At 70.2% G+C, this 25,831-nt stretch carries 18 protein-coding genes; 4 read left to right on the top strand and 14 right to left on the bottom strand.

The window, feature by feature from the left end:
- Nucleotides 1–115: 115 nt before the first annotated feature.
- The 6 genes from ACZ7L5_RS00365 to ACZ7L5_RS00340 all read right to left on the bottom strand — a co-directional run bounded on the left by ACZ7L5_RS00365 (nucleotide 116) and on the right by ACZ7L5_RS00340 (nucleotide 11,767).
- Entirely contained in the window at nucleotides 116–1,003 is an 888-nt protein-coding gene (locus ACZ7L5_RS00365; RefSeq protein ID WP_471513114.1) for a FadR/GntR family transcriptional regulator, read from the bottom strand.
- Nucleotides 1,004–1,166: 163 nt separating this feature from the next.
- A complete protein-coding gene (locus ACZ7L5_RS00360; protein WP_471513112.1) occupies nucleotides 1,167–3,143 on the bottom strand; it encodes an ABC transporter ATP-binding protein in 1,977 nt (658 codons plus the stop codon).
- A gap of 418 nt (nucleotides 3,144–3,561) precedes the next feature.
- Nucleotides 3,562–4,320 (bottom strand): NUDIX hydrolase, encoded by a 759-nt coding sequence (locus ACZ7L5_RS00355; RefSeq protein WP_099931797.1) that lies wholly within the window; start codon nucleotides 4,318–4,320, stop codon nucleotides 3,562–3,564.
- Nucleotides 4,321–4,450: 130 nt separating this feature from the next.
- A complete protein-coding gene (locus tag ACZ7L5_RS00350; RefSeq protein WP_471513111.1) occupies nucleotides 4,451–6,340 on the bottom strand; it encodes a glycogen debranching N-terminal domain-containing protein in 1,890 nt (629 codons plus the stop codon).
- 1,073 nt (nucleotides 6,341–7,413) lie between these two features.
- Nucleotides 7,414–9,000: a DUF4192 domain-containing protein gene (locus ACZ7L5_RS00345; protein ID WP_471513109.1), complete on the bottom strand. Its 1,587-nt coding sequence runs from the start codon at nucleotides 8,998–9,000 to the stop codon at nucleotides 7,414–7,416.
- A 607-nt stretch (nucleotides 9,001–9,607) separates the two neighbouring features.
- Entirely contained in the window at nucleotides 9,608–11,767 is a 2,160-nt protein-coding gene (locus ACZ7L5_RS00340) for a RecQ family ATP-dependent DNA helicase (RefSeq protein WP_471513107.1), read from the bottom strand.
- A 336-nt stretch (nucleotides 11,768–12,103) separates the two neighbouring features.
- Between ACZ7L5_RS00340 and ACZ7L5_RS00335 the strand changes: the two genes are divergently transcribed.
- A complete protein-coding gene (locus tag ACZ7L5_RS00335; RefSeq protein WP_363031849.1) occupies nucleotides 12,104–12,739 on the top strand; it encodes a hypothetical protein in 636 nt (211 codons plus the stop codon).
- A 513-nt stretch (nucleotides 12,740–13,252) separates the two neighbouring features.
- Here the strand turns inward: ACZ7L5_RS00335 and ACZ7L5_RS00330 are convergent.
- From ACZ7L5_RS00330 to ACZ7L5_RS00320, 3 genes are all read right to left on the bottom strand, one after another.
- A complete protein-coding gene (locus ACZ7L5_RS00330) occupies nucleotides 13,253–13,894 on the bottom strand; it encodes a hypothetical protein (protein ID WP_471513106.1) in 642 nt (213 codons plus the stop codon).
- A gap of 68 nt (nucleotides 13,895–13,962) precedes the next feature.
- Nucleotides 13,963–14,664, bottom strand: a complete 702-nt coding sequence (locus ACZ7L5_RS00325; RefSeq protein ID WP_471513105.1) for a ribonuclease HII — start codon at nucleotides 14,662–14,664, stop codon at nucleotides 13,963–13,965.
- A gap of 82 nt (nucleotides 14,665–14,746) precedes the next feature.
- Complete coding sequence (locus ACZ7L5_RS00320) at nucleotides 14,747–15,370, bottom strand: TetR/AcrR family transcriptional regulator (protein WP_363031852.1); 624 nt, start codon at nucleotides 15,368–15,370, stop codon at nucleotides 14,747–14,749.
- 187 nt (nucleotides 15,371–15,557) lie between these two features.
- Here ACZ7L5_RS00320 and ACZ7L5_RS00315 point away from each other — a divergent pair, with 187 nt between their 5' ends.
- On the top strand, nucleotides 15,558–17,105 hold the full coding sequence (locus ACZ7L5_RS00315) for an MFS transporter (RefSeq protein ID WP_471513103.1): 1,548 nt from the start codon (nucleotides 15,558–15,560) through the stop codon (nucleotides 17,103–17,105).
- 379 nt (nucleotides 17,106–17,484) lie between these two features.
- Here ACZ7L5_RS00315 and ACZ7L5_RS00310 read toward each other — a convergent pair whose 3' ends face one another.
- The 3 genes from ACZ7L5_RS00310 to ACZ7L5_RS00300 all read right to left on the bottom strand — a co-directional run bounded on the left by ACZ7L5_RS00310 (nucleotide 17,485) and on the right by ACZ7L5_RS00300 (nucleotide 19,788).
- A complete protein-coding gene (locus ACZ7L5_RS00310; RefSeq protein ID WP_471513101.1) occupies nucleotides 17,485–18,390 on the bottom strand; it encodes an ADP-ribosylglycohydrolase family protein in 906 nt (301 codons plus the stop codon).
- Between the two features lie 12 nt (nucleotides 18,391–18,402).
- Nucleotides 18,403–19,062: a histidine phosphatase family protein gene (locus tag ACZ7L5_RS00305; RefSeq protein ID WP_328878692.1), complete on the bottom strand. Its 660-nt coding sequence runs from the start codon at nucleotides 19,060–19,062 to the stop codon at nucleotides 18,403–18,405.
- A 120-nt stretch (nucleotides 19,063–19,182) separates the two neighbouring features.
- Nucleotides 19,183–19,788, bottom strand: a complete 606-nt coding sequence (locus tag ACZ7L5_RS00300) for a YdbC family protein (protein WP_363031855.1) — start codon at nucleotides 19,786–19,788, stop codon at nucleotides 19,183–19,185.
- Nucleotides 19,789–19,865: 77 nt separating this feature from the next.
- Between ACZ7L5_RS00300 and ACZ7L5_RS00295 the strand changes: the two genes are divergently transcribed.
- Nucleotides 19,866–20,477: a TerD family protein gene (locus ACZ7L5_RS00295; RefSeq protein WP_471513099.1), complete on the top strand. Its 612-nt coding sequence runs from the start codon at nucleotides 19,866–19,868 to the stop codon at nucleotides 20,475–20,477.
- Between the two features lie 150 nt (nucleotides 20,478–20,627).
- On the opposite strand, the gene ACZ7L5_RS00290 is transcribed toward ACZ7L5_RS00295, so the two are convergent.
- A complete protein-coding gene (locus ACZ7L5_RS00290) occupies nucleotides 20,628–23,522 on the bottom strand; it encodes a vitamin B12-dependent ribonucleotide reductase (RefSeq protein ID WP_471513097.1) in 2,895 nt (964 codons plus the stop codon).
- 166 nt (nucleotides 23,523–23,688) lie between these two features.
- Nucleotides 23,689–24,258 (bottom strand): transcriptional regulator NrdR, encoded by a 570-nt coding sequence (nrdR, locus tag ACZ7L5_RS00285; RefSeq protein ID WP_471513095.1) that lies wholly within the window; start codon nucleotides 24,256–24,258, stop codon nucleotides 23,689–23,691.
- A 563-nt stretch (nucleotides 24,259–24,821) separates the two neighbouring features.
- Here nrdR and lexA point away from each other — a divergent pair.
- Nucleotides 24,822–25,601: a transcriptional repressor LexA gene (lexA, locus tag ACZ7L5_RS00280; protein ID WP_328878695.1), complete on the top strand. Its 780-nt coding sequence runs from the start codon at nucleotides 24,822–24,824 to the stop codon at nucleotides 25,599–25,601.
- Nucleotides 25,602–25,831: the final 230 nt, after the last annotated feature.

Raw genomic sequence — 25,831 nt, 5'->3', positions numbered from 1 at the left:
CCGTCGGACCCGCAGGATCCGTACTGGATCCTGCGGGTCCGACGGTGGAGGGAGCGCAGACCGGGAGATGCCACAGGAGGGGGAGGCATCCCGGCCGCGCCACCCGGTGGCGCGGTCAGTGCTCGCGGGGCGCGGGCACCACGCGCTCGACCTCGGGGTGGACGGTGAGCAGCTGGCGCATGGCCGCCTCGGCGGCCGCGCCGTCACCGGCGGCAAGGGCGTCGACGATCCTGCCGTGCTGCGCCAGCGACGCCTCGTTCGGCCGGTCGCAGCCCGTCACGGGGCCGCCGGAGACCTGGAGGGCGGCCGAGACGATCCCCGAAAGGTGCTCCAGCATGCGGTTGCCCGCGACCTGGATGAGCAACGAGTGGAACTCGGCGTCGGCGCGGGAGAACGTGAGCACGTCACCCTGCCCCATCGCGTGGCCCATGATCTCGACCATGTCGCCGAGCCGCTGCTGGACGTCATCGCGCCCGTGCCCGGCGGCGAGGCGGGCGGCCAGCGGCTCGATCGTCCAGCGCAGCTCGCTGAGCTCCCGGCGCTGGTCGTCGCGCTGCGGTCCGAAGGCCCGCCATTCGATGATGTCCGGGTCGAGGAGGTTCCAGTCACTGACGGGACGCACGCGCGTGCCGACGTTCGGACGGGCGCTGACCAGGCCCTTGGCCTCCAGGACACGGAGCGACTCTCGGACGACGGTGCGGGAGACCTCGAACCGCTGGCCGATCTCCTCGGGCACGAGCGGACGGTCGGCGCCCAGGTCGCCGGAGACGATCATCTGGCCGAGCTGTTGGACGAGTTGGCCGTGCAGCCCGCGTCCGCGGCTGCCGGCGGCGCGCCGGCCCACGCGGCCCAGCTCCGGGTCCCCGCCGTCCCAGACGGGGGCGCCGACGCGGTCGGCGACGGGGGCCTCGGCGTAGGGGTAGCGGTCGAGTTCGCCCGGGCCGGCGAGGCCGGAGTCTGCGGAGCGGGCGGCGGTCATCATGGTGTGCGCAAGGGTACTCACGCATCCTTTGTCGGCGCCGTCCTCAACTCCCTTGAGGTCTTTGGTGAAAAGCACACGAAAGGGTGATCGCTCACCCCGTCGCAATTGACGCCTTATCGGAAAGAAATGGGCTTCCCCCGGGGAGTTGTGCGCACGACAGAAACGGAGGCGGCACAGATCGTCGTCATCGGACCCTGCCCCGCAGGGTCGTGAGCAGGTAGGCGCAGAGCAGGGCGGTGAGCGACAACGTCAGGGCGCCGCCGACGGGTTGGGCGACGACACGCGCGACGGCTTCCAGATAGCGCTCTCCCCCGAACGGCCACTGCGACAGAAGCAGCTCCCGCACCCGCAGCGGAAACCCGGCCGCCGTCCGCACAGACGGTCCTTCGAGGACCTTCTGTACGAGGGGTACGACGACGATGGGCACGGCGACCACCGCCGCGAGCCCGGCCGTGGTGGACCGGAAGAGACCCGCCGCGAGGACTCCGGCCCATGCGCAGCCGACCATGAGCCCGATCCAACTCACGCCCAGCGAAAGCCAGTCCGCGGGAACCTCAGCGAGCTCCGGTCCGTATACGAGATAGAGCACTTCGGTGTCGCAGCCCACGGTGAGGACGGCCAGCACCAGCGCGGTGACGGTGGCGACGAGGAGTTTCGCGGCCAGCAGCCCCAGCCGGCGGGGCACGGTGCCGCGATCCGCCGCCAGGGCGGGGTGGCGGAACTCGTCGCCGAACGCGATCGCGCCGAGGAGCCCGGCCCCGAGCGCCGCGGGCGGCAGCGGCAGCTGCTGCGGCCACCCGGCCATCAGCCGCGCCTGCGGCGTGTGCCCGACGCGTGCCAGCAGTACTGCGGTGAGGGCTGACACCACGAGCACGGCGGCGCCGGTGACGAAGCTGGTACCGACGCCGAGGGCACGCCGGAGTTCGTAGCGGAGGGGGCGGAGGGGGCTGGGGGCGGGGCGGACGGAGATGGGGGGCGGGAGATCGGGGAGGGCGACGGCAGCGGAGGCCGACGGACGCGACGATGCGGCGGCCTGCGGCGAGGACCCGGCGGTGGCTGCGTCGGCCGGTCGCGGCACGCCTGCCCGTGCCTGCGGAACCTCCGCGGATGCGCTCGAGGCTGTTGCGGACGCCTCCTGCGAGGTGACTGTGGCCGACCCTGCGTCCGGCGCCTGCGGCGCCGTGGTCCTGCGCCCACGGCCACCGGCAGCGGCCAATTCGACGTCCGACGTGTACGGCACCTCGCCGCTTCGCGGTTCGGTCGGCCGGGTGCCCACCCCGGCACCGGGGCCCATGTCGCCGATCTCGTCGGCGAGTTGGTGGACGAGGATGCCGTGACGGAACGCGGTCTCGCCGACGTCGGCGCACGTACTGCCGTACACGGACAGACGGTTGCCGCTCTCGCGTACGACCTCGACGGAACGGTGTGCGGTGCGGGCCTCCTTGGTGAGCAGGGAGGCGAAGCGGGAGGCGTGGGGGGTGCGGACGGCGACCCGGGGGCGCAGCCGGGTACGGGCGAAGTCGTCGGCATCCTGATCGGCGACGAGCCGGCCCCGCTGCAGCGTGACGACCCGGTCGGCGGTGCGCGCGGCCTCCTTCGGGTCGGCTGTGGTCAGCAGCACCGTGCCGCCCTGGGCCGCGTGCGCCCGCAGCATGCCGTGCAGCCAGCGGCTCTCGCGGCCCGAGAGCCCCTCGGCAGGGCCGTCGAGGACGAGCGTGTGCGGGTCGGCCAGCAGCGCGCAGGCCAGGCCGAGGCGACGGTCCATGCCGCGCGAGAGGGTGCCGAGGCGTTCCTCGCGCAGGCTGACGAGTCCGACCACCTCCAGGACTTCGTCGGCGCGCCGGGCCGGAACGCCCGCGGCGGCGCACAGCATGCGCAGATACCCGCGGACCGTGCGCGCCGGGTGCCCGGGGAGGTCGCCCAGCAGCACGCCGACTTCGCGCGAAGGATGGGCGATGCGGTGCAGGGGGCGGCCCCTGAAGTAGGTGATTCCACGGCCCCGTTGGAGTGCGAGCATGAGTCTGAGCACTGTCGTCTTGCCCGCTCCCGACGCCCCGAGCAGCGCGGTGACGCGGCCCGCGTGGGCCTCGAAGGAGACGTCGTCGACGGCAGGAGGAAGCTCCTTGCGCGGGTCGCTGGTCAGTCCGATGGCCTGGATCACTCGCAGCAAGATAGCGCGCTATGTCCGTTTTTTCGGGTAGGGCAAGGCCCGCTGTGCAGGCGGGATTCGGCCTGGAGGGATTTCGAGGTCCTCGTTTCCGACCACTGTTCGGGGCCTGTGGCCCTCGTTCTCGACCACTGTTCGGGACCCCTGGCCCATGTCTCTGAGCCGCGTTCGGGGCCTGTGACGCATGTTCCCGAGCCACGTTCGGGGCCTGGGACGCATGTTCCCCAGCCGCGTTCGGGACCCGTCGCCCCTGTCCCCGAGCCGCGTTCGGTTCACGTGACCCTTGTTCCTGAGCTCGGTTCGGATGCCGTGGCCCTTGCCCCTGAGCCCCGTTCGGATCCCATGACGTCGTTCCCGAGCCTGCCTCGGCGTCGGGGGTGCGTCCCGGTCCACGCCAGGCTTCTGGCCCGCGTCAGACCTCGGGCCGCAGCATCGGAGGGTTGAGCAGCGTGGCTCCGCCGGCGCGGAAAAGCTGGGCGGGACGGCCGCCCTGGCGCGTGGTGGTACCGCCGGTGGGGACGAGGAAGCCCGGCGTGCCCGTCACCTTGCGGTGGAAGTTGCGCGGGTCGAGCGCCACGCCCCACACGGCCTCGTAGACCCGGCGCAGCTCACCGACGGTGAACTCCGTGGGGCAGAACGCCGTGGCCAGCGACGAGTACTCGATCTTGGAGCGGGCGCGCTCCACTCCGTCGGACAGGATCTGTGCGTGGTCGAAGGCGAGCGGTGCGACCGGTTCGCCGTCGCGGCCGTAACCACCCTGCTGCAGGAGTTCGTCGACCGGCGCCCAGCGGGCGTTGCTGGCGTCGCCGCCCGCGCGGGGCGCCGGCAGGTCGGGGGCAAGCGCCAGGTGGGCAACGCTGACCACCCTCATCCGCGGATCCCTCTTGGGGTCACCGTAGGTCGCGAGCTGCTCCAGGTGGGCGCCGTTGTCCTGCGCCGGGACAGCCGGGTCGTGGGCCCTCAGCCCGGTCTCCTCAGCCAACTCGCGCGCGGCTGCCTGCGCCAGGTCCTCGTCGGCCCGTACGAACCCGCCCGGCAGTGCCCAGCGCCCCTGGAACGGCGGTTCGCCCCTGCGCACCGCCAGCGCGCACAGGGCATGGCGGCGCACGGTCAGCACGACCAGGTCCACGGTGACGGCAAAGGGCGGAAACGCTGACGGGTCGTAGGGCATGCGGCGATCATAGTCGTCTGCTTGACGATAAACACTCCCTTCGTCGGCCTCATCGATGACTGATCCAATTCGGGCCTGGTGCGGGCCGCACCGCCCCTCCCCATGTCGTGCCGTCCGGCGTCGTGCGAGGTCAGGCCCTCAGTTGCAGCCCGTCGGCGGCCTCCTCGACCATGGCGAGACCCAGGCGGCTGACACGTACGGAGAACGGCGCCCCGGCGACCCGAAGGCCGGTCAGAACGATCTCGCCCAGCGGCGCACTGCGCACGGGTCGCAGGGTGACCGTCCCCGCCGGAGCATCCGGGCGGATGCCCGCGAGGGTGGTCAGCAGCACCACTCCGGCTGCCGCCGCCGTGGCCGCGGGGCGGCAGGCCGCCGGATGCGGGAGGGGTGCACTCCCGTCGGTGCGCCGCTCCCCCGCGTACATGTCGGGCAGCCTGTGGCCGAACACGGCAGCGGCGGCCAGGACGCCTCTCAGCAACGCGCTCGCCTCCTTCTCGTAGTCGGCCGTGGCGAGGCCCGCGACAGCGAGCGCCGTCTCGTGGACCCGCACCGCGCCACTGCGGTGACCGAACGGGTTGTGTCCCGCCTCCTTCACGCCCAGCCCGCGCAGGCCCCAGCCCGAATCCATGGCCGGACCGCCGAGCAGCCGGGCGAGCTGCTCGGTCTGCACCCTGTCGAGCAGGCCGGGCGCCAGTTCGCCTCCGCCCAGCAGGCCGGTGTCGAGCAGATGGACGGCGGCGGCGCCGAGATGCGGCACGAGGCGTCTGTCCGGGGCCCGGGCTGCCGCGGGCCGGCCGCCGCCCAGGTCGTCGATCCAGAAATCCGCACGGAACGCCTGCCGCAGCGCCCCGGCCCAGTGCCGCAGCTCGGCACCCCCCGGTCTGCCGAAGGCGTCGAGCAGATCGGCACCGAGCAGTGCCGCGCGATGGGCGTGGGCCTGGGTCTCGCAGCGGACGGGACCGCCGGGCTGCGGGTCGGGCAGGTACGTGCCGTCGCCCACGCTGGTCCGCAGCCAGGTCAGACACCGCTCGGCCGCCGGGAGGAGTTCCTCGGTCTCGGGCTCGGGCAGCCCCCAGCGTCGGGCCTCCGCTAGCAGTGCCGGGAAGAGCAGCGTGGCCTCCGTGCCCGTGCAGCCCGGTGGCAGATGGGTGCCGGCGTCCCTCATAGGCGCGGGGATCGTGCCGGACTGCGGCCCCTGGCCCCGGAGTTGGGTACGAGCGAGTGTGCGCAGCGTGCCTGCGGCGAGCCGGGTGCCCAGAGGCAGCGTCATCCGGGCCGCGGCGAGGGCCTCGGCCGGGGCCAGGCCACAGCGCCACGGCGCCCCCGCGGCCAGGTGGATGTCGGAGGGGTGGGCCGGGTCGCGCAGCAGGAGGGCCTGGAGGTCCTCGATGCTCGTCCGCAGCAGCGCCTCCACGCCGGGGTCGTCGCCTGCAGCACGCGCCGGCGCCAGCGGGCTGGTCGCTGCTCTGCCCACGGCACGCACGGGTCCGGCACCCTCCGCCCGCATCCGGAGCTCGATGGTCGCGCTGCCACCCGGGGGCAGTACCAACTCCCAGCGCAACAGCCCGGCCGAGGCCAGCGCGTCGGCGGGCGGGGGGTCGGCCGTCACTGCCGAGGTCCCCTTGGCGGACGACCAGCGCAGGCCGCAGTCGTGGACGGTGGCGGGGAGTTCCGGTCCCGCGGTGCCGCTCACGATCGCACCGAGGTCGGCCAGGTCCGTGCCCAGGGCTACCTCGACCGGCAGACGCAGGGGGCGGGCTGCCGCGCTGTGCAGCGTGATCCGCTCGGTGCCGTCCGCGTGACGGGTTCGCTCGACGACGACGTCAGGGTCGGGGCCCGCCTGCGGGGAACTGCGCAGTGTGCCCACGAACCGGGCGCGGTCGGCCCCGGTCATCCGGGCCTGCACGGCGAGCGGCTCACGCCCGGCCACACGGATCTGACAGCGCGAGAGCATGCGACGACCTGCGCGGTAGAAACCGTCGAGACCCCGGCCCGTCAACTGCCCCTGGTCCGTCGACATGGCAAGGCCAGGCAGGGCTACGCAGATGAGGGCGTTGTGGGTGGGAGGCAGGTCTGACGGACGTGGGGGTGATGTGGTTGGTGTCGTTGGCGGCTGAGCCGACGAGGGGATGCCTGGCGGCCGGGACGCGCGCCGTGCGCGGTCGGGAGTTGGCGGCGTTGCCGGGCTCTGGTGTGCGGGCGTCGTGGGCGAGGGGGTTTGGGTCGTCGGCCGGTTGGAGGGCTCGGATCGTCGCGGCGTGTTGCCGTAGTCCGCGCGGCGGGGGGCATCGGCGTAGTCCTGGCGGCGAGCGGCGTCGGCGTAGTCCGCTCTGCGAGGGGCATCGGGGTACTCGGCGGTCCGGGGTGCACTGCCGCGCTCCGCGGTCCGGGAGCCGTCACCGCCATGAGCGCTTCGAGTTGCACCGCCTAACTCGGCGTTCCGAGAGGCATCGCGTCGAGGGGTATCGCTCGGGCCCCCGGGCGTGCGCCGCCCCGTATCGGCCTCGTCCGGAGGCAGCCCCGTATCCAGCCGTTGGGACGGCACCAGTCCGCCAGGTGTCGGGCAATCGTCCACGGCACGGGAGGCCGGAGTCGACGATGGCATCGGCGTCGGCGGGGGCACCGGGATCGGCGCCTGCACCGGAGTCGACTGTGGCATGGGGCGGCTTCCTCTGCGCTCTGTGCGCCGCGGGCGTGTGCGGCGCCGGCTGGGGGACCCGGAGTGACAGGGGCGGTGCGGCGGCACGGCCGGTTCAGGCGTTCCGCCACTCAGGTGAACGGGGGCAGATCCCTCCAGGTCACGCCCGTGCCCGGGTAACTCCACCGGAGCGTCTCCGCGTTGGTCGGGTTGCTTGGCTTGGCCGGCGCAGCTGGGGCTCTCCATGGCGTTCCGGTCCGGGCCGTTGAGCCCTCTCACGGCGTTCCGGCCCACGCGGCTGAGCCCCTCCACGGCGTCCCCGCCCACACAGCTGAGCCCCTTTACGGCGCCCCCACCCGCGCGGCTCAGGCTCCGCATGACACTCCCGCCCAAGCGGCGTCGCAAGTAGTTGCCAACGCTTCCACGATCTCGGTAGGCGCTTCGCCCAAGATGCCTCACGCGTCCCCCTCCCCGCCGGCTCCTCCGGGGCGCAGGCCGTCCGGGTGGGGCCCACTCCGGCGAGCGGCGCCCTTCCTCGACGTACGCGGAGCCGAGCCCTTCGAGCTCCCCGGTGCCGTGCCGCCCGGCTGCACGGCACCGGGTCGGCTCCCCGCCGACGCACGAGGACGTGCGACACGCGACCCCCTCGCGCCCCGCTCCCCCGGGTTCCGCCCGGTGCCCCTGGCTGATCGAGGCAGGCTGCCGGCAGCACCCGCCGTCTGCCGGGATCGGCGACCGCCACCATCCCCAGACTTCGGCGAGCACACCACCCCGTCACCTCGCACCGGCTCTTCCACGTGCTCCGGCTGGTCGAGCTGCTCTGTGTCCTCCGGCTCACGGCTCACGCGTTCTGCGCGCAGGCAGCGGCGGATCGACTCGGGGTCCAGCCCCTCATTGCAGGCTTGATGCAGCAGACGGGCGAAGAGGTAGTCGCAGTCGACGCCGAGTGCCATGGCGAGGGCCTCTCGGGCCTCCAGCTGATCGCCGGTGGACCAGGCGACCCAGCCGGCGAGGGTGAGGGGCGCCGCCGCGTGCTCGCTGTACGGTCCGACACAGCGGCGGGCCAGTGCCCGCCAGAGTCGCAGCGCCGGAGCGGCCTCGTCGCCCTCCATCCACTCGGCCGCGCGGTCGCGGGTCGCACGGTCCTGCAGACCCAGAATGAGCCTCGCGGCTTCGTCGTGACCGAGCAGCCCGTCATCACGGAGATCCGAGGTGAGCGTTCCGGACACAGGTGGAGCCTCGGCGAACCGGCACCTGAGCCGCTCCGCCAGCTCCAGCGTCTCCTCCGCCACGCCCGCGCGTTTCGAATCGTCCAGGATCCTGGTGACCAGCTCCACGCCGATCCTGTCCAGGGCGGCCTCCTGCTCCGGGACGCCCGCGGTCTCCCAAGGGAGCAACCTGGCCCGCAACTCGCGCAGCGTGCCGCGCACCTGCACTCCGGCGTACGTGGCCGCGGCGGCCAGCACGGACGTACCGGGCAGGCCCATCGGACCGCCCTCGGGCGGGCAGCACTCGGCGCGGTCGCAGCAGTACGACCAGAAGCGGCCGTCCGAGATGCACAGGGCCTCGATCACCGGCACATCCAGGTTGCCGCAGGCCACACGCATCTTCTGGGCCAGCGGTCGCAGCCGTTCCATGACCTGGCGGCCCGTCTCGCCCTTGGCCGGTTCCTGGCAGAGGAAGGCCACCATCTGCTCCGGCCGGACTCCCCTGCGCTCGCTGCCGGTCACAAGGCCGTGGGCCAACTGCCCGGCCGCGGAGTCCCAGTCGTCCGCACTCGCGGGAATGCCGAGCCGCGCTCGGCCACCGAACCGTCCCCGGCCTGCCCTGTCGTGCAGGGCGACGAGGACGATGCTGTCCTCGGGGCGATAGCCAAGGAGATACGGCAGCGCATCGGCGAGTTCGGCCGGAGTGCGCAGAGTGACCTGATGCTCGGGCAGTCCCCCTTCGTTGGGGTCGGTTGTCCCAGGGGCGAGGGGCTGTTCACCGCGCCCGGCGTCGTCGCTCTCGGAAAAGCCAGTCGCTTCGCTGTGATTCGTCATGCGACAGACGATCTCCCGGATCACAATGTTCCGCTTGACCCTGTGGATAAGTCCGACCAGGGACACGACAATCCGCTCGGAGATGCGCAATGCCGTGCGCTGGTGCGCGGCGTCAATTGAAGTTCCGTGTGCTGGTGCGCGACGACATTCAAGTGCCGTGCGCTGGTGCACGACGACATTCAAGTGCCGTGCGCTGGTGCACGACGACATTCAAGTGCCGTGCGCTGGTGCACGACGTCGTTCACTGGTGCCCGGCGTCATTCATGGGACGCGCGGCGCCGTTCACTCCGAAGCGCAACACGCGTCACCGCCCTACCTGCCGAACTCACGGTGAACGCCATCCAGTTGGCACAGGTTCCGCACAGCGGGCACTGGCGGATGTACTCCAACCCCACCTGGACGTGGGACCGAATCGCCACGCTCCACGCACGCACCGGCTCCTGACCGAACCCCGACCACCACGGCGGCCCGCGCTCGCCGTCAGGCGACCGTCACCGGCTTCCCTCAGGCGCACGTGACCGGCAGCGCGCCCCGGCAAGCCCTTGCCACAGCCGAGGCGCTGGCGCAGCCCATCACCGCCTGTCTCCACCACAACCCCCAGGGCAGCTCACCCCGCCGCAGCGAGGACCAGAGGAAGAACCGCTTCGCTGCCGGCCCGGCGCAGGAGACGGGCGGCGACGGCGAGGGTCCAGCCCGAGTCCGTGTAGTCGTCCACCAGCAGGACGGGGCCCGGCGAGCCTGCCAGGGCAGCGGCCAATTCCTCGGAGACGGCGAACGTGTCGGCCAGTGTCCGCAGGCGTTGCGCGGAGTTGCTGCGCCGTGCCGCATGCGCGCCACCCGGCCCCGTGTACGTCAGGCTTCCCAGGTACGGGAGGCGGCCGATGGTCGCGATGCCCTGGGCGAGGGAATCGACCAGTTGCGGCCGAGCCAGGGACGGTACGGCCACGACTCCCACCGGCCGGGCAGAGGCATCAGGCACGTTCGGCGCCCAGCCGCCCGGTGAGCGCGCCCAGTCGGCGAGGACCGCGACCGCGGCCTGTAGGACGTCGTCTGGGACCGGACCGTCGGGCGCGTTCTCGGCCAGCAGGGGCCGCAGGCGGTTGCCCCAGCCGATGTCGGAGAGCCGGCCCAGCGCCCGCCCGGTGGAGCACTGCTCCTTGGCGGGGATACGGCCCTTGAGGTCGATGCCCAGCGCGGGCATCCCCGTCGGCCACATCCGGCGCGGCTCGACCTCCGTCCCCGGCCGATCCAGCTCTTTCGCCGCACCCGTCAGAGCCTCGGCCGAGACCGACGAGGCGATCCAGGTGCCCGCGCAGTTGTCGCAGCGGCCGCACGGGGTGGCCCCCTCGTCGTCCAGCTGCCGGCGCAGGAACTCCATCCGGCACTGCGTCGTTTTCACGTACTCGCGCATGGCCTGCTGCTCTGCCGTTCGCTGGCGCGCCACCCACGCGTACCGCTCAGCGTCGTACACCCATCGCTCACCGGTGGAGATCCAGCCGCCCTTGACCCGCTTGACCGCCCCGTCCACGTCGAGGACCTTGAGCATGGTCTCCAGCCGGGTACGCCGAAGATCCACCGCCGCCTCCAGGGCCGGCACCGACAGCGGGCGCCCCGCCTCCGCAAGCGCCGAGAGGGTCTGGCGGACCTGCGCCTCGGGCGGGAAGGCCGTATCGGCGAAGTAGCGCCAGATGGCCTCGTCCTCCTTGCCGGGCAGCAGCAGCACGTCCGCGTGTTCGACGCCGCGGCCGGCGCGGCCGACCTGCTGGTAGTAGGCGATCGGCGAGGACGGCGAGCCGAGGTGAACCACAAAGCCCAGGTCCGGCTTGTCGAACCCCATGCCCAGCGCCGACGTCGCGACCAGCGCCTTGACCCGGTTCGCCAGCAGGTCGGACTCGGCCTGCAGCCGGTCCGCGTTCTCCGTGCGCCCCGTGTAAGAGGCCACCTGGAAGCCGCGCTGCCGCAGGAACGCGGTGGCCTCCTCGGCCGCGGCCACCGTGAGCACGTAGATGATCCCGGAACCCTGCAGCTCGTCCAGGTGCTCGGCCAGCCAGGCCAGACGGTGTGCGGCGTCCGGCAGCTGCACCACACCCAGCCGCAGGCTCTCCCTCTCCAGCGAGCCGCGCAGCACCAGGGCCTCACCGACACCGGTACCCAGCTGCTCGGCGACGTCCGCGGTCACTCGTGCATTGGCGGTCGCCGTGGTCGCCAGCACCGGAACCCCGGGGGCGAGCGCGGCGAGCATCGCCCGAAGCCGGCGGTAGTCGGGCCGGAAGTCGTGGCCCCAGTCGGAGATGCAGTGCGCCTCGTCGACCACCAGAAGGCCGGTCGTGGCAGCGAGCTTGGGCAGCAACTGCTCGCGGAAGTCCACGGAATTGAGGCGCTCCGGGCTCACGAGGAGTACGTCGGTCTCACCGCGCTCGACCTCCTCGTAGATGGTGTCCCATTCCTCGGGATTGGCGGAGTTGATCGTCCGGGCCCGGATGCCGGCCCGCGCCGCCGACTCGACCTGGTTGCGCATCAACGCGAGCAAGGGCGAGACGATCACGGTCGGGCCGGCACCACGCCGGCGCAGCAGAGCGGTGGCGACGAAGTACACCGCCGACTTGCCCCAGCCCGTGCGCTGCACCACCAGGGCACGTCGGCGCTCCTCCACCAGGGCCGCCACCGCCTGCCACTGGTCCTCCCGCAGCCGGGCCGAGCCGCCCGGGGCGCCGACGAGCTCGGCGAGGATGGCATCGGCTTCGGTACGGAGCTCCAGATCGTCCATGCCTCCATGCAACCCGATGCCACTGACAATCAGCCACCTCACCCGGAGCGACAGGTGCTCACGGACCGTCGACGGAGCGCAGCGGGCATCAAAGACCTGGTTGTGCAGGTAGCCCCATGCGTCGCACAGTGACGCGCTGGGTAGGGATATAACCCTCGCACCACCAGATATCGGTCGGTGGCCCCAATTGCTCGTTGCCGCATTCAGGTTCGACAGGAAGAATTGAAGTCCGCTCCCCGCACGGCTCGTCCGTGATCCGGTAGGGCTCTGCTGCGGCGTGCGCTCCCCCGATTCCGACCCCGCCCGCAGTGTGGGCGCGTAGCCGAAGGGAGGACCGTGACCTTCGGATTCGCTCCGTCCTCTGCAGGATCCGTGTCGACGTCAGCCGACCCGTCCGCCGCATCCACCAACCCGCTGGCCCGCATGCTCGAACCAGCGGAGTGGGCCGCCGCGGGCATCCCGCTGCTGCGTAATCCCCGCGAGGTCGTCAGCGGTCTGCACTCCCGGCACCGCCCAGGGCCGACGACCGCGATCGTGGCCGTCCTCGACGCCGACGAGCGCCTGCGGGCGAGTGCCTCGTTCGCGCGTCGCCCGTCCCCGGCGGACGGCTGGATGTTCCGCAACGCGCTGCTCACCCAGCTCCGCCGCGTCATCCCGCACGACCTGCGGCGCCGCACCCCCGTGCGCACCGCCGTCCTGCTCTACTGCCGCGAGGGCGACGCTCGTTGGACAGAGGAGGACGGCGCATGGATGTGGGGCCTGCGGGACGCCTGCACCCTGCACGGCCTGCGATGCGGCGCGTACATCACGCTGACCCGTGACGGCTGGCAGGTCCTCGGCGAGGGCCGTGGCGGCCGCCGCCCCAGCACGGACTCGGCGCCGGAACCCTTCGCCACGTCCGAGTCACCGCTCCCGCTGCCACGCACCGGCGGCGCGGCCTCGGAGGTCCTACGGCGCGCAGCGGCTCGCTGAGGACACCGACAGGAGTCCTCGGTTGACGGCACTGCCGAGCCGCAGGCTGCCCGACGCGGCAGGACCCATCCGGTACGACGGCCGAGGCACACGACGACCCGGCGCGGACTGCCAAGCCGCTGCGAGCGCCACCGAGCAGCCACCAAGTAGCCGTCGGGGCAGCCGTCGTAGCCGTCGAGCAGCCGTCGAACGAAAGCCCGCTCAGTTGACGCCGTGAAGGCGACGGCATCCGGCCGTGACCGGCCGCCGACGGTCAGGGCTTCCCCGCACGGCACCCCGGCAGCAACATGCGCCCGGGGCTCGGCCGACCCCAGCGGCGAGACCGCTCCACGCCGACTCATCCGTAAAGCGTGGACTCGCATCCCGGTCCCGACCCGACGGGCCTGCACCCAGCGCGCCCTTCCGGCTCATCCGCGCGCGCCGGAATGCCCGCCGTGCAAACGCCGCCAGATCGACGCCCCATCCCCCGGCCGGTGTCCTGCGGAGTGTCCCCCCAGGACGAGCCGGAACGACTCAGACGCCCGCGCCCAGCACCGAGTTGATCCGCTGCGGGTCACCGCAGACGATCAGCAGGGCGCCGGCCCGGCCGAGGGCCAGAGGCAGGGCGTTGGCGGCAGCGGTGTCGGGACCGCCGTTGACGGCCACCACGACCACGGGACGCGACGCGGCGCGACCCGCGACGGAGGCATCGGCGTAGAAGACGTCGTCACCGGCGTCGTGCTGCGCCCAGTAGGACGCTTCACCGAAGGACAGCTCGTGGGCGGCCCACGGGTGCTGCTCGCCGGTGGTGATCACCAGCACATCGCTGGGGGCGCGGCCCGACTCCAAGAGCAGGTCGACGGCTTCCTCGGCAGCGTCGAGCGCGCCCTCGAGCGAGGCCGGGATCAGCTGGATCTGCGGGGTCGCCGCAGCCGGAGCGGAGGCGGCGGGAGCAGCCGGACCCGACGGTCCGGGCTTGGTCACGGCCACGTCACGCGGCGAACGTTGCACGGGCGGCGCGGGCCGCACAGGCCCGGGTCGGCCGGGACGCGACGGAGCCGCGGGGCGGGGGCCGGGTACAGGACGAGGGGTCGGCGCGGTGCGGCCGTTGGCCGGCGTGGCGCGGGGACCCTGGGCACTCTCGTGAATCTGAGGCTCCTCGGGAATGAGAGGCATGAGCTGATTTTTATCAAACACAGGTGCGGCTCGCATGGCCGGGTGGCACACAAGTGCGAGCGGAATCGTCAGAAGTCGAAGCCGAGCTGCCCCTCGATCTCCGGAACGCTTCCTTCCACCCAACTGCGGACCTTCTTGAGGTGCCGCCACTGGGGCAGCGCATCAAGATAAGCCCACGACAACCGGTGGTACGGGGTGGGCCCCCGCTCCGCCAGTGCGGCCTTGTGGACGGGCGACGGGTACCCGGCGTTGTCCGCAAAACCGAAGTCTGCATGGTCGATACCCAGTTCGGCCATCATTTTGTCGCGCTGCACCTTGGCGATCACCGAGGCCGCTGCGACCGCCACACACGACTGGTCACCCTTGATGACCGTCCGGACCCTCCAGGGGTTCCCGAGATAGTCGTGCTTCCCGTCGAGGATCACCGCGTCGGGCCGGACCGGCAGGGCGTCCAGGGCACGCACCGCGGCGAGCCGCAACGCGGCAGTCATCCCCAGGGCGTCAATCTCCTCCGGAGAGGCGTGTCCGAGGGCGTACGAGGTCACCCACGTCCGCAGCAGATCGGCGATCTCGGTGCGCCGCTTGACGGTGAGCAGCTTGGAGTCGGTGAGGCCTTCGGGGGGTCGGCGCAGTCCGGTGATCGCGGCGCAGACGCTGACGGGGCCGGCCCACGCACCGCGCCCCACCTCGTCGACACCGGCAATGATCTTCGCTCCGGTCGTGGCTCGGAGGGAGCGCTCGACGGTGTGAGTAGGCGGTTCGTACGGCATGGCGCCCTTAGCGTACGCCGCCCGGAACCGGCTTCGACACCCTGGTTCACCGAAGCCATCTCCGGGCCGGTCCAGCCACGGTTCAGTGGGCGGTCGGGCGGAGCAGCGGAAGCATCAACTGATCGACCATCTCCTCAAGATCTCGATCATTCCATTCGCTCATGCACATCTTTGACCGGTACATCATCATGGCCGGAATGGCGTCGAAGACGTAGCCGTTCGCCGCGTCGGCCCGCACCTCCCCCCGCTCAATGCCACGGTTGACGACCTCCCGGAGCATCGCGATCGTCGGCTCCACGACCCCCTCGAAGATCACACCATGAAAGCGCTCGGCCTGAAGGCTGTCGCATTCGTGAATCACTGACCGCAGCGCGAAACCGGGCCGGGAGAACATCGCGTCCCGCGCCTGCCGGCACAGCTCGAGCAGATCTTCGCGCACACCTCCCAGGTCGGGAGCCGACGCGAAGTTCGGCAGCCCGGCCCGCAAGGCATCGGCGACGAGATCCTCCTTGGAGGGCCAGCGCCGATAGACGGCGGCCTTCCCCGTCTGGGCGCCGGCGGCGACGCCCTCCATCGTGAGGCCGTTCCATCCGACCGTACTGAGCTGCTCCAGCGCGGCATCGAGGATCGCGCGTTCGAGCGCGGCGCCGCGGCGACGGGGAGAGGCCGCCTGAGCGGGGGCGGCCGTCCAGCGCGAGGTAACCATCTGAGCGTCTCCAACGAACAAGCGAGGCGGGGATTTCGGGGATACAGGAGCTCTGCGCGGCAACTACGGGGGGACAGACCGCGCGACAACAACATAAGTGAACGCTTGCGTTCACTACCGAGGACTCACTACGGTTGACGCGACAGTGAACGCGAGCGTTCACTAAGGCACTTGTGGGGGACCCATAGTGACAACCTCTCAGTTGATCAAGGATCAGAAACCAGGTGCGGCCCGTCGGGAAGGACATCCCGGCATCGCGCTCACCGTCATCGCGGCCTGCCAACTCATGGTGGTACTCGACGCGACGATTGTGAACATCGCTCTGCCGCACATTCAAAATGCCCTCAACTTCAGCACCACCGACCTCACGTGGGTCGTCAGCGCTTACACGCTCACCTTCGGTGGCCTGCTGCTTCTCGGCGGTCGCGCGGGTGACATTCTGGGCCGTCGCCGGGTCTTCATGGCCGGCATCCTGCTGTTCACCCTGGCTTCCCTGCTCGGCGGATTCGCGCAGGAGCCCTGGCAGTTGCTGGCCGCCCGCGTGCTCCAGGGCGTGGGAGGCGCGATCGCGTCGCCGACCTCGCTGGCGCTCATCACCACGACGTTCCCCGAAGGCCCGGAGCGCAACCGGGCGTTCGGCGTCTTCGCCGCCGTCTCCGCAGGCGGTGGCGCCATCGGATTGCTCGCCGGCGGCATGCTCACCGAATGGCTCGACTGGCGGTGGGTGCTCTTCGTCAACGTGCCGATAGGCGTCCTGATAGCGGTGCTCACGCCGCTGTACATCAGCGAGTCCGAGCGGCACACCGGACGCTTCGACATCGCGGGTGCACTGACCTCCACCGCGGGCATGGCCTCCCTGGTGTACGGCTTCATCCGCGCGGCGGACGAAGGCTGGCGGGACAGCCTGACCATCGGGTCCTTCGTCGCCGCGGTGGTCCTGCTGGTCGCCTTCGCGTTCATCGAGTCGCGGGCGAAGGAGCCCATCACCCCGCTCAGGATGTTCGCCGACCGCAACCGCTCGGGCACTTACGTGATCATGCTCAGCCTGGCCGCGGCGATGTTCGGCATGTTCTTCTACATCGTGCTGTTCGTGCAGAACGTGCTGCAGTACAGCCCCATCGAGGCCGGACTCGCCTTCCTGCCGGTGACGGTCGTGATCGCCATCGGCGCGGGCCTCTCGCAGCGCTTCCTTCCGGTGCTCGGCCCCAAGCCGTTCATGCTCGTGGGCTCGGCGCTCACGGCGACCGGGCTGGCCTGGCAGACCCTCCTCAGCGCCGACAGCTCGTACGTCGGCGGAGTCCTCGGCCCGATGCTGCTGTTCGGTTTCGGCATGGGCCTGAACTTCGTGACACTGACGGTCACCGCGGTCTCCGGTGTCGCCCAGCATGAGGCCGGCGCCGCGTCCGGGCTCCTCAACGCCACCCAACAGGTGGGCGGTTCGCTCGGTCTGTCCATCCTGACGACTGTGTTCGGATCGGCCAGCAAGGACGAGGCGGAGAAGCAGCTGCCGAAGTTCCTGGCGGAGGGATCGGCCGAGCAGAAGGCGGAGTTCGCCAAGACGCAGCAGTTGCCCGGACCGTGGGGACACGAAGTGCTGGCCCACGGCATCTCGACGGGCTTCGTGGCCGCCGCCGCAATGGCCGTACTCGCCCTGGCCACCGCTTGGTTCGTCATCCGGGTCCGCAAGAGCGACCTGGACGCCCTCGCAGGGACGGCTGGTCCCATGGCCGGCTGAACCGGCTGACCCGGCGGGGTCCTCGAAGGACCGCGGATGGCCGGACCAGGTCCGGGGGACCAACGGCAAGGACGACGAGCCGGCCATCCGCGCCACCTTCACGACGCCCCGCGTCCGGCCGGAGCCGCTGGGGCGGGAGATTCGGAGCCCGCCCCACGCGGCAGCCGCCGAGACGAACAGCATGCCCAACACCGACATGAACCCCACCGCTCCACCCCCTGCGCCCCTCGCGTGACACCTGCGCGTCCGACCCCAGCGGTCGCACATCAACTGCCACGACAACGGACCGACGGTTACACAGAGTTCCCGTCAAGCACAGAAAGTCAATGAAAGTCCGCGGCCATGCCCGCAGGGTTCCGACGCCGACAGCTGAACGGGGCTACACCGCCGTCGGCGCCCACTCCGGGAGTGCCTCGGTCCGCTCCACCCACTCGGTAGGCACCGCCCCAGCCTTCCCGGAACCGATCACACCGCCCACGATCGCGCACGTGGTGTCCACGTCGCCGCCGACCTGCGCGGTCGTCCAGAAGGCCCGCTCATAGTCGCCGAGGGCACGCGCGGCCGACCAGAGGGCGAAGGGCACTGTGTCGTGGGCCGTCGTACGTCGTCCACAGCCCAGTACAGCCGCGACGGTGGCCGCATCCGCGTAGTCGAGCATGTCCCGCGCACGCCGTAGGCCTGCTCCGACCGCGCTCTTAGGGATGAGAGCGATGACGTCATCGAGGAGCGATTCGGGACTGGGCGGACCGCCGGGAGCGGCGGCCAGTGCGGCAGCCGCGGCCACTGCCATGGCACCGACGACGGCCTCGCGATGCTGATGCGTGGGGTAGGCCGAGATCTCGGCCTGGTGTGTCGCCTGCTCCGGGTCGTCCGCGTACCAGGCACCAAGCGGTGCGATCCGCATCGCGGCGCCGTTGCCCCAGGAACCCTGCCCGTTGAAGAGCGCGGCCGACAGCTCGCGCCAGTCACCGCCCTCCCGGACCAGGCGCAGCAGCCGGTTGACCGCGGGGCCGTAGCCCCGGTCGAAGTCATGGTGCTCGGCGAAGGAGCGGGCCAGAGCGTCCTGGTCGATGCGGTGATGGGCGGCCAGGACTGCGACTACGGAGCAGGCCATCTCCGTGTCGTCGGTCCACTGCCAGGGCCCGGACGGCAGCTCACGGCGCTTCAGCAGCGGGTAGTTCACCGGAACGAAGAACTGCGAGCCCAGCGCGTCTCCCACCGCGAGTCCGCGCAGGCTGGCGAGGGCGCGGTTCAGGCGCCCTTCGGGGGAGGAATCAGCGGTCATCGCTCTGCCACTCTATCCGGTGATCCCGTACGGTTCCGGATCTCGCCAGCGTTCGAAAGGCCGGTCAAGCGTGTACTTGCCGTCGTCCCCGAGAACGAGCATCCGCATCTCCGCGTTCCCCGGGTTGGACAGCGACTCGAATTCCGCGACCGTCCAGTGGAACCAGCGCATGCAGAACAAGCGCATCGCCAGCCCATGGGTCACCAGCAGCACGTTCGGTGGATGGTCGGGCGCCTCGAAACTGCGGAACAGGCTCTCCAGGAATCCGCCGACCCGGTCGTACACGTCGGCGCCGGACTCCCCCTGGGCGAAGCGGTAGAAGAAGTGGCCGTAGGCGTCCCGGTAGGACTTCTGGAGTCGTACGTCGTCGCAGTCCTGCCAGTTTCCCCAGTCCTGCTCACGCAGCCGGGGCTCCTCGCGCACGCGTATCACCTCGGGATCCAGGTGGAAGGCGCGCAGCGTTTCGTGCGTGCGGCGGTAGGGCGAGACGTAGACACTGACCCGCTCGCGGCCGAACACCTCCCGCAGCCGTTTGCCCGTCTCCTCGGCCTGGCGCCAGCCGCGCTCGGTCAGGGCCAGAGCATGGTCGGGCTCACGCTCATACACGGTGTCATCAACATTGCCCGTTGACTCGCCGTGCCGGACAAGGACGATGCGCCGTGGTCGTGCCATGCCAAAACCCTAGATCGGTTGGGGTCCGATCGTGGACTCGGGCGGGCCTCATAAGGCGTAGGTCACACCTTTCCTGCGCCGGCGGCCACACCAGAAGGCCATTTTTAGCGGGTCCGGAATTCAAACCGTCCAGGTCGATTCGAGCTGGACGATGTCGCCCGTGAGGGCCGCGACGTCGGCCTCCGTCTGGGCACGCAGCGCAAGCCGCTCCACACGTTCCGTGCGGTACTTGCCGTGCTCCGCGGCCGACCGCCACATCGACAGCACCAGGAACTCATGGCCCGGCGCCTCACCGAAAAGCCCACGGATCATGCCCGGGGAGCCGGCCATCGCCGGGTTCCAGACCTTCTCCTGCATGAGCGTGAAGTGCTCGGCTCGGTCTTCGTGGACACGACAGTGAGCCACTCGGACAAGGTCCGCGTCGGTGAAGCGCGGCTCGAAGCCGGTCTTCACGTCGAAGCGGTAGTCGAAGAGTTTGACCTGCATGTCCTTGTAGGTGCCCGACTGGGCCGCTGCCAGTCTGTCGTGGGAGCGCGCCATGAAGGAGTCGTAGAAGGAACGGCTCTCCCAGAACGAGAAGACATGCGCGACCCCCTGCCGCCCCCGGCTCCAACCACCACCCTGCCCCCGAAATCCCGGCTCCCCCGGAAGCCCCGCCCACTTTCGCTGCCCCCGCTCGAAACCGCGGCGGTCCACCACGGTGCAGCGAATCCACTTGACCAGCACCGCGCCATGGTAAGGCCACGGGGCGTGGCGCCGGTCACGCTCGACAGGAGAGCTCTTCGGCGTACGTTGCCGCACGCGTGGCAGGATGGGCAACCGGCCTTGCCTGCTGGGCAGTTCAGGCTGAGCCACAAGCACAACGGGGAAGGGGAAGCCCGGTGAACGCCATCAACAAGGGGATCCGGAAAGTCGAGATCTCGCTCAAGTGGGATCCGAGTCCGGCGGGTGATCCGCCCACCGACCTGGATCTCGTCGCCGCAACCTATCTGGCGAGCGATCCGTACGGCGATCCGGCCTACGTGGTGCATTTCGACAGCCGCTCTCCCGACGGCACCATCTATCTCAACCGGGACAGTCAGGACGGCAAGGGCTTCGGCTGGGACGAGGTCCTGACCGTGGAGCTGGACAGGCTCGACGTCCGGTACGCGCGTGTGATCGTCGGTGTCGCGATCCAGCAGCGCCCCGCGCAGCGCACCTTCGTCAGTGTCATCAATCCGGCCCTGCGCATCCGCGAGGGCTACACCGTCATGGCCGAGGACGACTTCGGCGGCGTCCTCGGGTCGACGGCGGCCACGGTCGCGGAGTTCGTACGCGAGGGATCGAGCACGTGGGAGTTCCGCTCCGGCATCCACGGTTTCGAGGACGACCCGGCGACGTTCACGGAGGCGATGGGCAAGGCCCGCCGTCCCTGAGCGTCGCTCGTGCGCTCGTCGGTGCATCCGGCGGAAGAGGGTCCCACGCGAAGGGGGGCGCCGACACGTGGTCGGCGCCCCCCTCACGGGACTCTCGTCAATGCACCTCAGAGGCTGCCCGACTCATCGGGGCCACACCTCTGATCGGCCTCAGCTGCAGCCGCTGGTCGAGCCGCAGCCCTCGCAGATGTAGCACGAGCCGGCCCGCTGCATCTTCGTGCCGCAGGAGAAGCAAAGCGGGGCGTCGGCCTGGATGCCCAGCTGCATCTCCACCAACTCGGCGCTGGTGTGCGCCTGCTGCGGAGCGGGCTTGGCCGCCTCGACCTCGGCCTTCGGCGTGGCGACGGCCTTCAGCTCCTGCGCGCGGGGCGCCGACTGGGCCAGGCCCTCGACGTCCACCTCGTCATCGCCGGCCTCGTACGAACCGGTCTCCAGGTGACGCTGACGCTCCTCGGCGGAGTGGATGCCGAGCGCGGAGCGCGTCTCGAACGGCAGGAAGTCGAGCGCCAGGCGGCGGAAGATGTAGTCGACGATCGACTGCGCCATCCGCACGTCCGGGTCGTCCGTCATGCCGGCCGGCTCGAAGCGCATGTTCGTGAACTTCGAGACGTACGTCTCCAGCGGCACGCCGTACTGCAGACCCACCGAGACGGCGATCGAGAAGGCGTCCATCATGCCCGCGAGAGTCGAACCCTGCTTGGACATCTTCAGGAAGACCTCACCGAGACCGTCGTCCGGGTAGGAGTTGGCGGTCATGTAGCCCTCGGCGCCACCGACGGTGAAGGACGTCGTGATGCCGGGACGGCCCTTCGGGAGGCGCTTGCGGACCGGGCGGTATTCGACGACCTTCTCGACCGTCTCACGGATGGCGGCCTCGGCCTTCTCCGTGATCTCGGTCTTCTCCTTCTCCTTGGTCTTGGCGGAGAGCGGCTGGCCGACCTTGCAGTTGTCGCGGTAGATGGCGAGCGCCTTGACGCCCATCTTCCAGGCCTCGAAGTAGATCTCCTCGACCTCCTCGACGGTCGCCGACTCCGGCATGTTGACCGTCTTGGACAGGGCGCCGGAGATCCACGGCTGGATCGCAGCCATCATGCGGACGTGGCCCATCGCGGAGATGGAGCGCTCGCCCATGGCGCAGTCGAACACCTCGTAGTGCTCGTGCTTGAGGCCCGGGGCGTCGACGACATTGCCGTGGTCGGCGATGTGGGCGACGATCGCCTCGATCTGCTCCTCCTGGTAGCCCAGGCGGCGCAGGGCCTGCGGGACGGTGCCGTTGACGATCTGCATCGAGCCGCCGCCGACGAGCTTCTTGAACTTGACCAGGGCGAGGTCGGGCTCAAGACCGGTGGTGTCGCAGGACATCGCCAGACCGATGGTGCCGGTCGGGGCGATGACGGACGCCTGGGAGTTACGGAAACCGTTCTTCTCACCAAGGCGCTGCACGTCCTGCCAGGCCTCCGTGGCCGCGGCCCAGACCGGCGTGTCCAGGTCGTCCATGCGGACGGCCGCGGTGTTGGCGTCGGCGTGCTGCTTCATGACGCGCAGGTGCGGCTGGGCGTTGCGGGCGTACCCGTCGTACGGGCCCACGACCGCCGCGAGTTCGGCGGAACGCTTGTACGACGTGCCGGTCATCAGCGAGGTGATGGCACCGGCGAGCGCGCGGCCGCCGTCCGAGTCGTACGCGTGACCGGTCGCCATCAGCAGGGCGCCGAGGTTGGCGTAGCCGATGCCGAGCTGGCGGAACGCGCGCGTGTTCTCACCGATCTTCTGCGTCGGGAAGTCCGCGAAGCAGATGGAGATGTCCATCGCGGTGATGACCAGCTCGACGACCTTCGCGAAGCGCTCGACCTCGAAGGACTGGTTGCCCTTGCCGTCGTCCTTCAGGAACTTCATCAGGTTCAGCGAGGCAAGGTTGCAGGACGTGTTGTCCAGGTGCATGTACTCGCTGCAGGGGTTCGAGCCGTTGATACGGCCGGACTCCGGGCACGTGTGCCAGTGGTTGATGGTGTCGTCGTACTGGATGCCGGGGTCGGCGCAGGCCCAGGCGGCCTCGGCCATCTTGCGGAACAGGGCCTTGGCGTCGACCTCTTCGATGACCTCGCCGGTCATACGGGAGGTGAGGCCGAACTTGCCGCCCGTCTCTACTGCCTTCATGAACGTGTCGTTCACACGGACCGAGTTGTTGGCGTTCTGGTACTGGACCGACGTGATGTCGTCGCCGCCCAGGTCCATGTCGAAGCCCGCGTCACGGAGCGCGCGGATCTTCTCTTCTTCCTTGACCTTGGTCTGGATGAAGTCCTCGATGTCGGGGTGGTCGACGTCGAGGATGACCATCTTGGCGGCGCGCCGGGTGGCGCCACCCGACTTGATCGTTCCTGCGGAGGCGTCGGCGCCGCGCATGAAGGAGACCGGACCGGAGGCGTTGCCGCCGGACGACAGCAGCTCCTTGGAGGAGCGGATGCGGGAGAGGTTCAGGCCGGCACCGGAGCCGCCCTTGAAGATCATCCCCTCTTCCTTGTACCAGTCGAGGATCGACTCCATGGAGTCGTCGACGGCCAGGATGAAGCAGGCGGAGACCTGCTGGGGCTGCGGGGTGCCCACGTTGAACCAGACGGGGCTGTTGAAGCTGAAGATCTGGTGCAGGAGGGCGTACGCCAGCTCGTGCTCGAAGATCTCGGCGTCGGCGGGCGAGGCAAAGTACTTGTAGTCCTCGCCGGCCTTCCGATACGTCTTCACGATGCGGTCGATCAGCTGCTTGAGGCTGACCTCGCGCTGCGGGGTGCCGACGGCACCGCGGAAGTACTTGCTGGTGACGATGTTGACCGCGTTCACCGACCAGAAGTCGGGGAACTCCACGCCGCGCTGCTCGAAGTTGACCGAGCCGTCGCGCCAGTTGGTCATGACGACGTCACGGCGCTCCCAGGCCACCTCGTCGTACGGGTGCACGCCGGGGGTGGTGTGGATGCGCTCGATACGCAGTCCCTTGGTCGCCTTGGTGCCCTTGGCGCGGGAACTCCGTGCCGGACCGCTCGCCGTCTCTGTCATGCCGCCTCCCTGTACGGGCTAAAACGCCCTGAAGTGCCTCGATGTTCCCCGTGGCACGGTGTTCTGTCTGGTGCTGCGGGCACCGTCGGATTGCCACCCGCAGCAGGTCTTCTGTCGCCGCCTCGCGGCCGGATCCGGAGGTCCGAGGACCGGGTCCGGCTCGCCCTCAGTCGGCGGCGTTGGCGGGCACGGGGACTTGTGCAGTCCCTCCGGACCCGCGGTCGTCCTCCCGGCCCCCCGTGACTGCGCGTGCGTCGCCCTCGCGATCGTCGTCGTCCGCGGCGATGCGTCCCGTCGCCAGCCTGAGTTCGGCGATCGCGGCCTCGAAGTCCTCAAGCGAGTCAAACGCCCGGTAGACGGAGGCGAATCGCAGATAGGCGACGAGGTCGAGCTCCTGCAACGGGCCGAGTATGGCCAGCCCCACGTCGTGGGTGGTCAGCTCGGCACTTCCGGTGGCCCGCACCGCCTCCTCGACCCGTTGGCCGAGCTGGGCGAGCGCGTCCTCGGTGACAGGCCGTCCCTGGCATGCCTTGCGCACGCCGTTGATGACCTTGGTACGACTGAATGGCTCGGTGACTCCGGACCGCTTGATCACCATCAGCGAGCAGGTCTCCACGGTCGTGAAACGACGGGAGCAGTCAGGACACTGGCGGCGCCTGCGGATCGACGTGCCGTCGTCGGTCGTACGGCTGTCGACGACGCGACTGTCGGGGTGCCTGCAGAAGGGGCAGTGCATAACTCCCAACCCTCCTCACAGCAGACTCAATAGCCTCGCTGGACCTCATGGGCCCCGCGAAGCAGCCCCAAGCATAGGCGATCTCTGAGCGGTCGAAGACCGGGGGGACCACAACTTCTGGGCTGCTGCTGCAATCCAACCACTAGATGTGGGGATTGGCTCATACATCGACACCACACGCGCGTGTCGCTCAGACATTGCCAGGTCCCGTACGGACGGACCGGCGCGCCGCGCACTTGGCGCACGGCCGTATCCCCACGACACATACGGAGATACCGTGAGCGCCACACGGAGGGGACGTGGGACTCCCGCACAGATGAGGGTCGGTTCCAGGTTGATCCGATCCCGGATGGCAGACTGGGGCAACAACCTACGAGGTCGTCATCTCGGCGGTGAAGGGTACAACAATGGCCCCTTTTGCCCGTCGGGCAGCACGTCAGCCATACACCCAGACACACGATCACGTCAGGTGATTCGCGATTTTTCACTCGAACGTGTGTTTGGCGCAACCTTTCGAAAGCAACTACCGTTGTGCAGCAGGGAGACCATCGAGAGGGGCCGACGTGACCACCACCGCAGACAGTGCCACCATCACTGCCCAGGACCGCTCCCAGGGCCGACTCGAGCCGGTGCATGCGATGAACGAAGCCATGAGTCCCGAGGGACACAAGCGCTCCCTGCCGGGCCGACCTCCCGGCATCCGGGCGGACAGTTCAGGGCTCACCGACCGGCAGCGCCGCGTGATCGAAGTCATCAGGGATTCCGTGCAGCGGCGTGGCTATCCGCCGTCGATGCGGGAGATCGGCCAGGCGGTCGGCCTGTCCAGCACGTCCTCGGTCGCCCACCAGCTGATGGCACTGGAGCGCAAGGGATTCCTGCGCCGCGACCCGCACCGCCCGCGCGCGTACGAAGTGCGAGGCTCCGACCAGGCCGCCTCCGTGCAGCCCACGGACACCACAGGCAAGCCCGCCGCGTCGTACGTGCCGCTGGTCGGCCGCATCGCCGCCGGTGGACCGATCCTCGCTGAGGAGTCGGTCGAGGACGTCTTCCCCCTCCCCCGGCAGCTGGTCGGCGACGGCGAGCTCTTCGTCCTGAAGGTCGTCGGTGACTCGATGATCGAGGCCGCCATCTGCGACGGCGACTGGGTCACGGTCAGGCGCCAGCCGGTCGCGGAGAACGGCGACATCGTCGCCGCCATGCTCGACGGCGAGGCCACCGTCAAGCGCTTCAAGCGTGAGGACGGCCACGTGTGGCTCCTCCCGCACAACGCTGCGTACGAGCCGATTCCCGGCGACGACGCGACCATCCTGGGCAAGGTGGTGGCAGTGCTGCGGCGCGTGTGACGGCCGCGGCGGGCGAAGCCGAAGGCGGCGCCCCCTGACCGGGCCCCGGGACCCCTGCGCCGGTTCCGGGGCCCTGTGCTGTCCCGTGACGCCCTTCGCACCGCTTCAGACCTACCGCCGCTGTCTCATCCTGTGCGGTGTGGGAACCCCGCCGTCTGCGGACTCTTGATCGGGGGTTAGCCTGTCGCGGCGCGCGACAGGCTAACCCCCGATCTTCACCCGGGCTGTGC

The organism is Streptomyces sp. NPDC107528, assembly GCF_055639295.1.
Note: the sequence above shows the minus strand (reverse complement) of the source record. Positions and strands in the feature narration are given on the sequence as shown.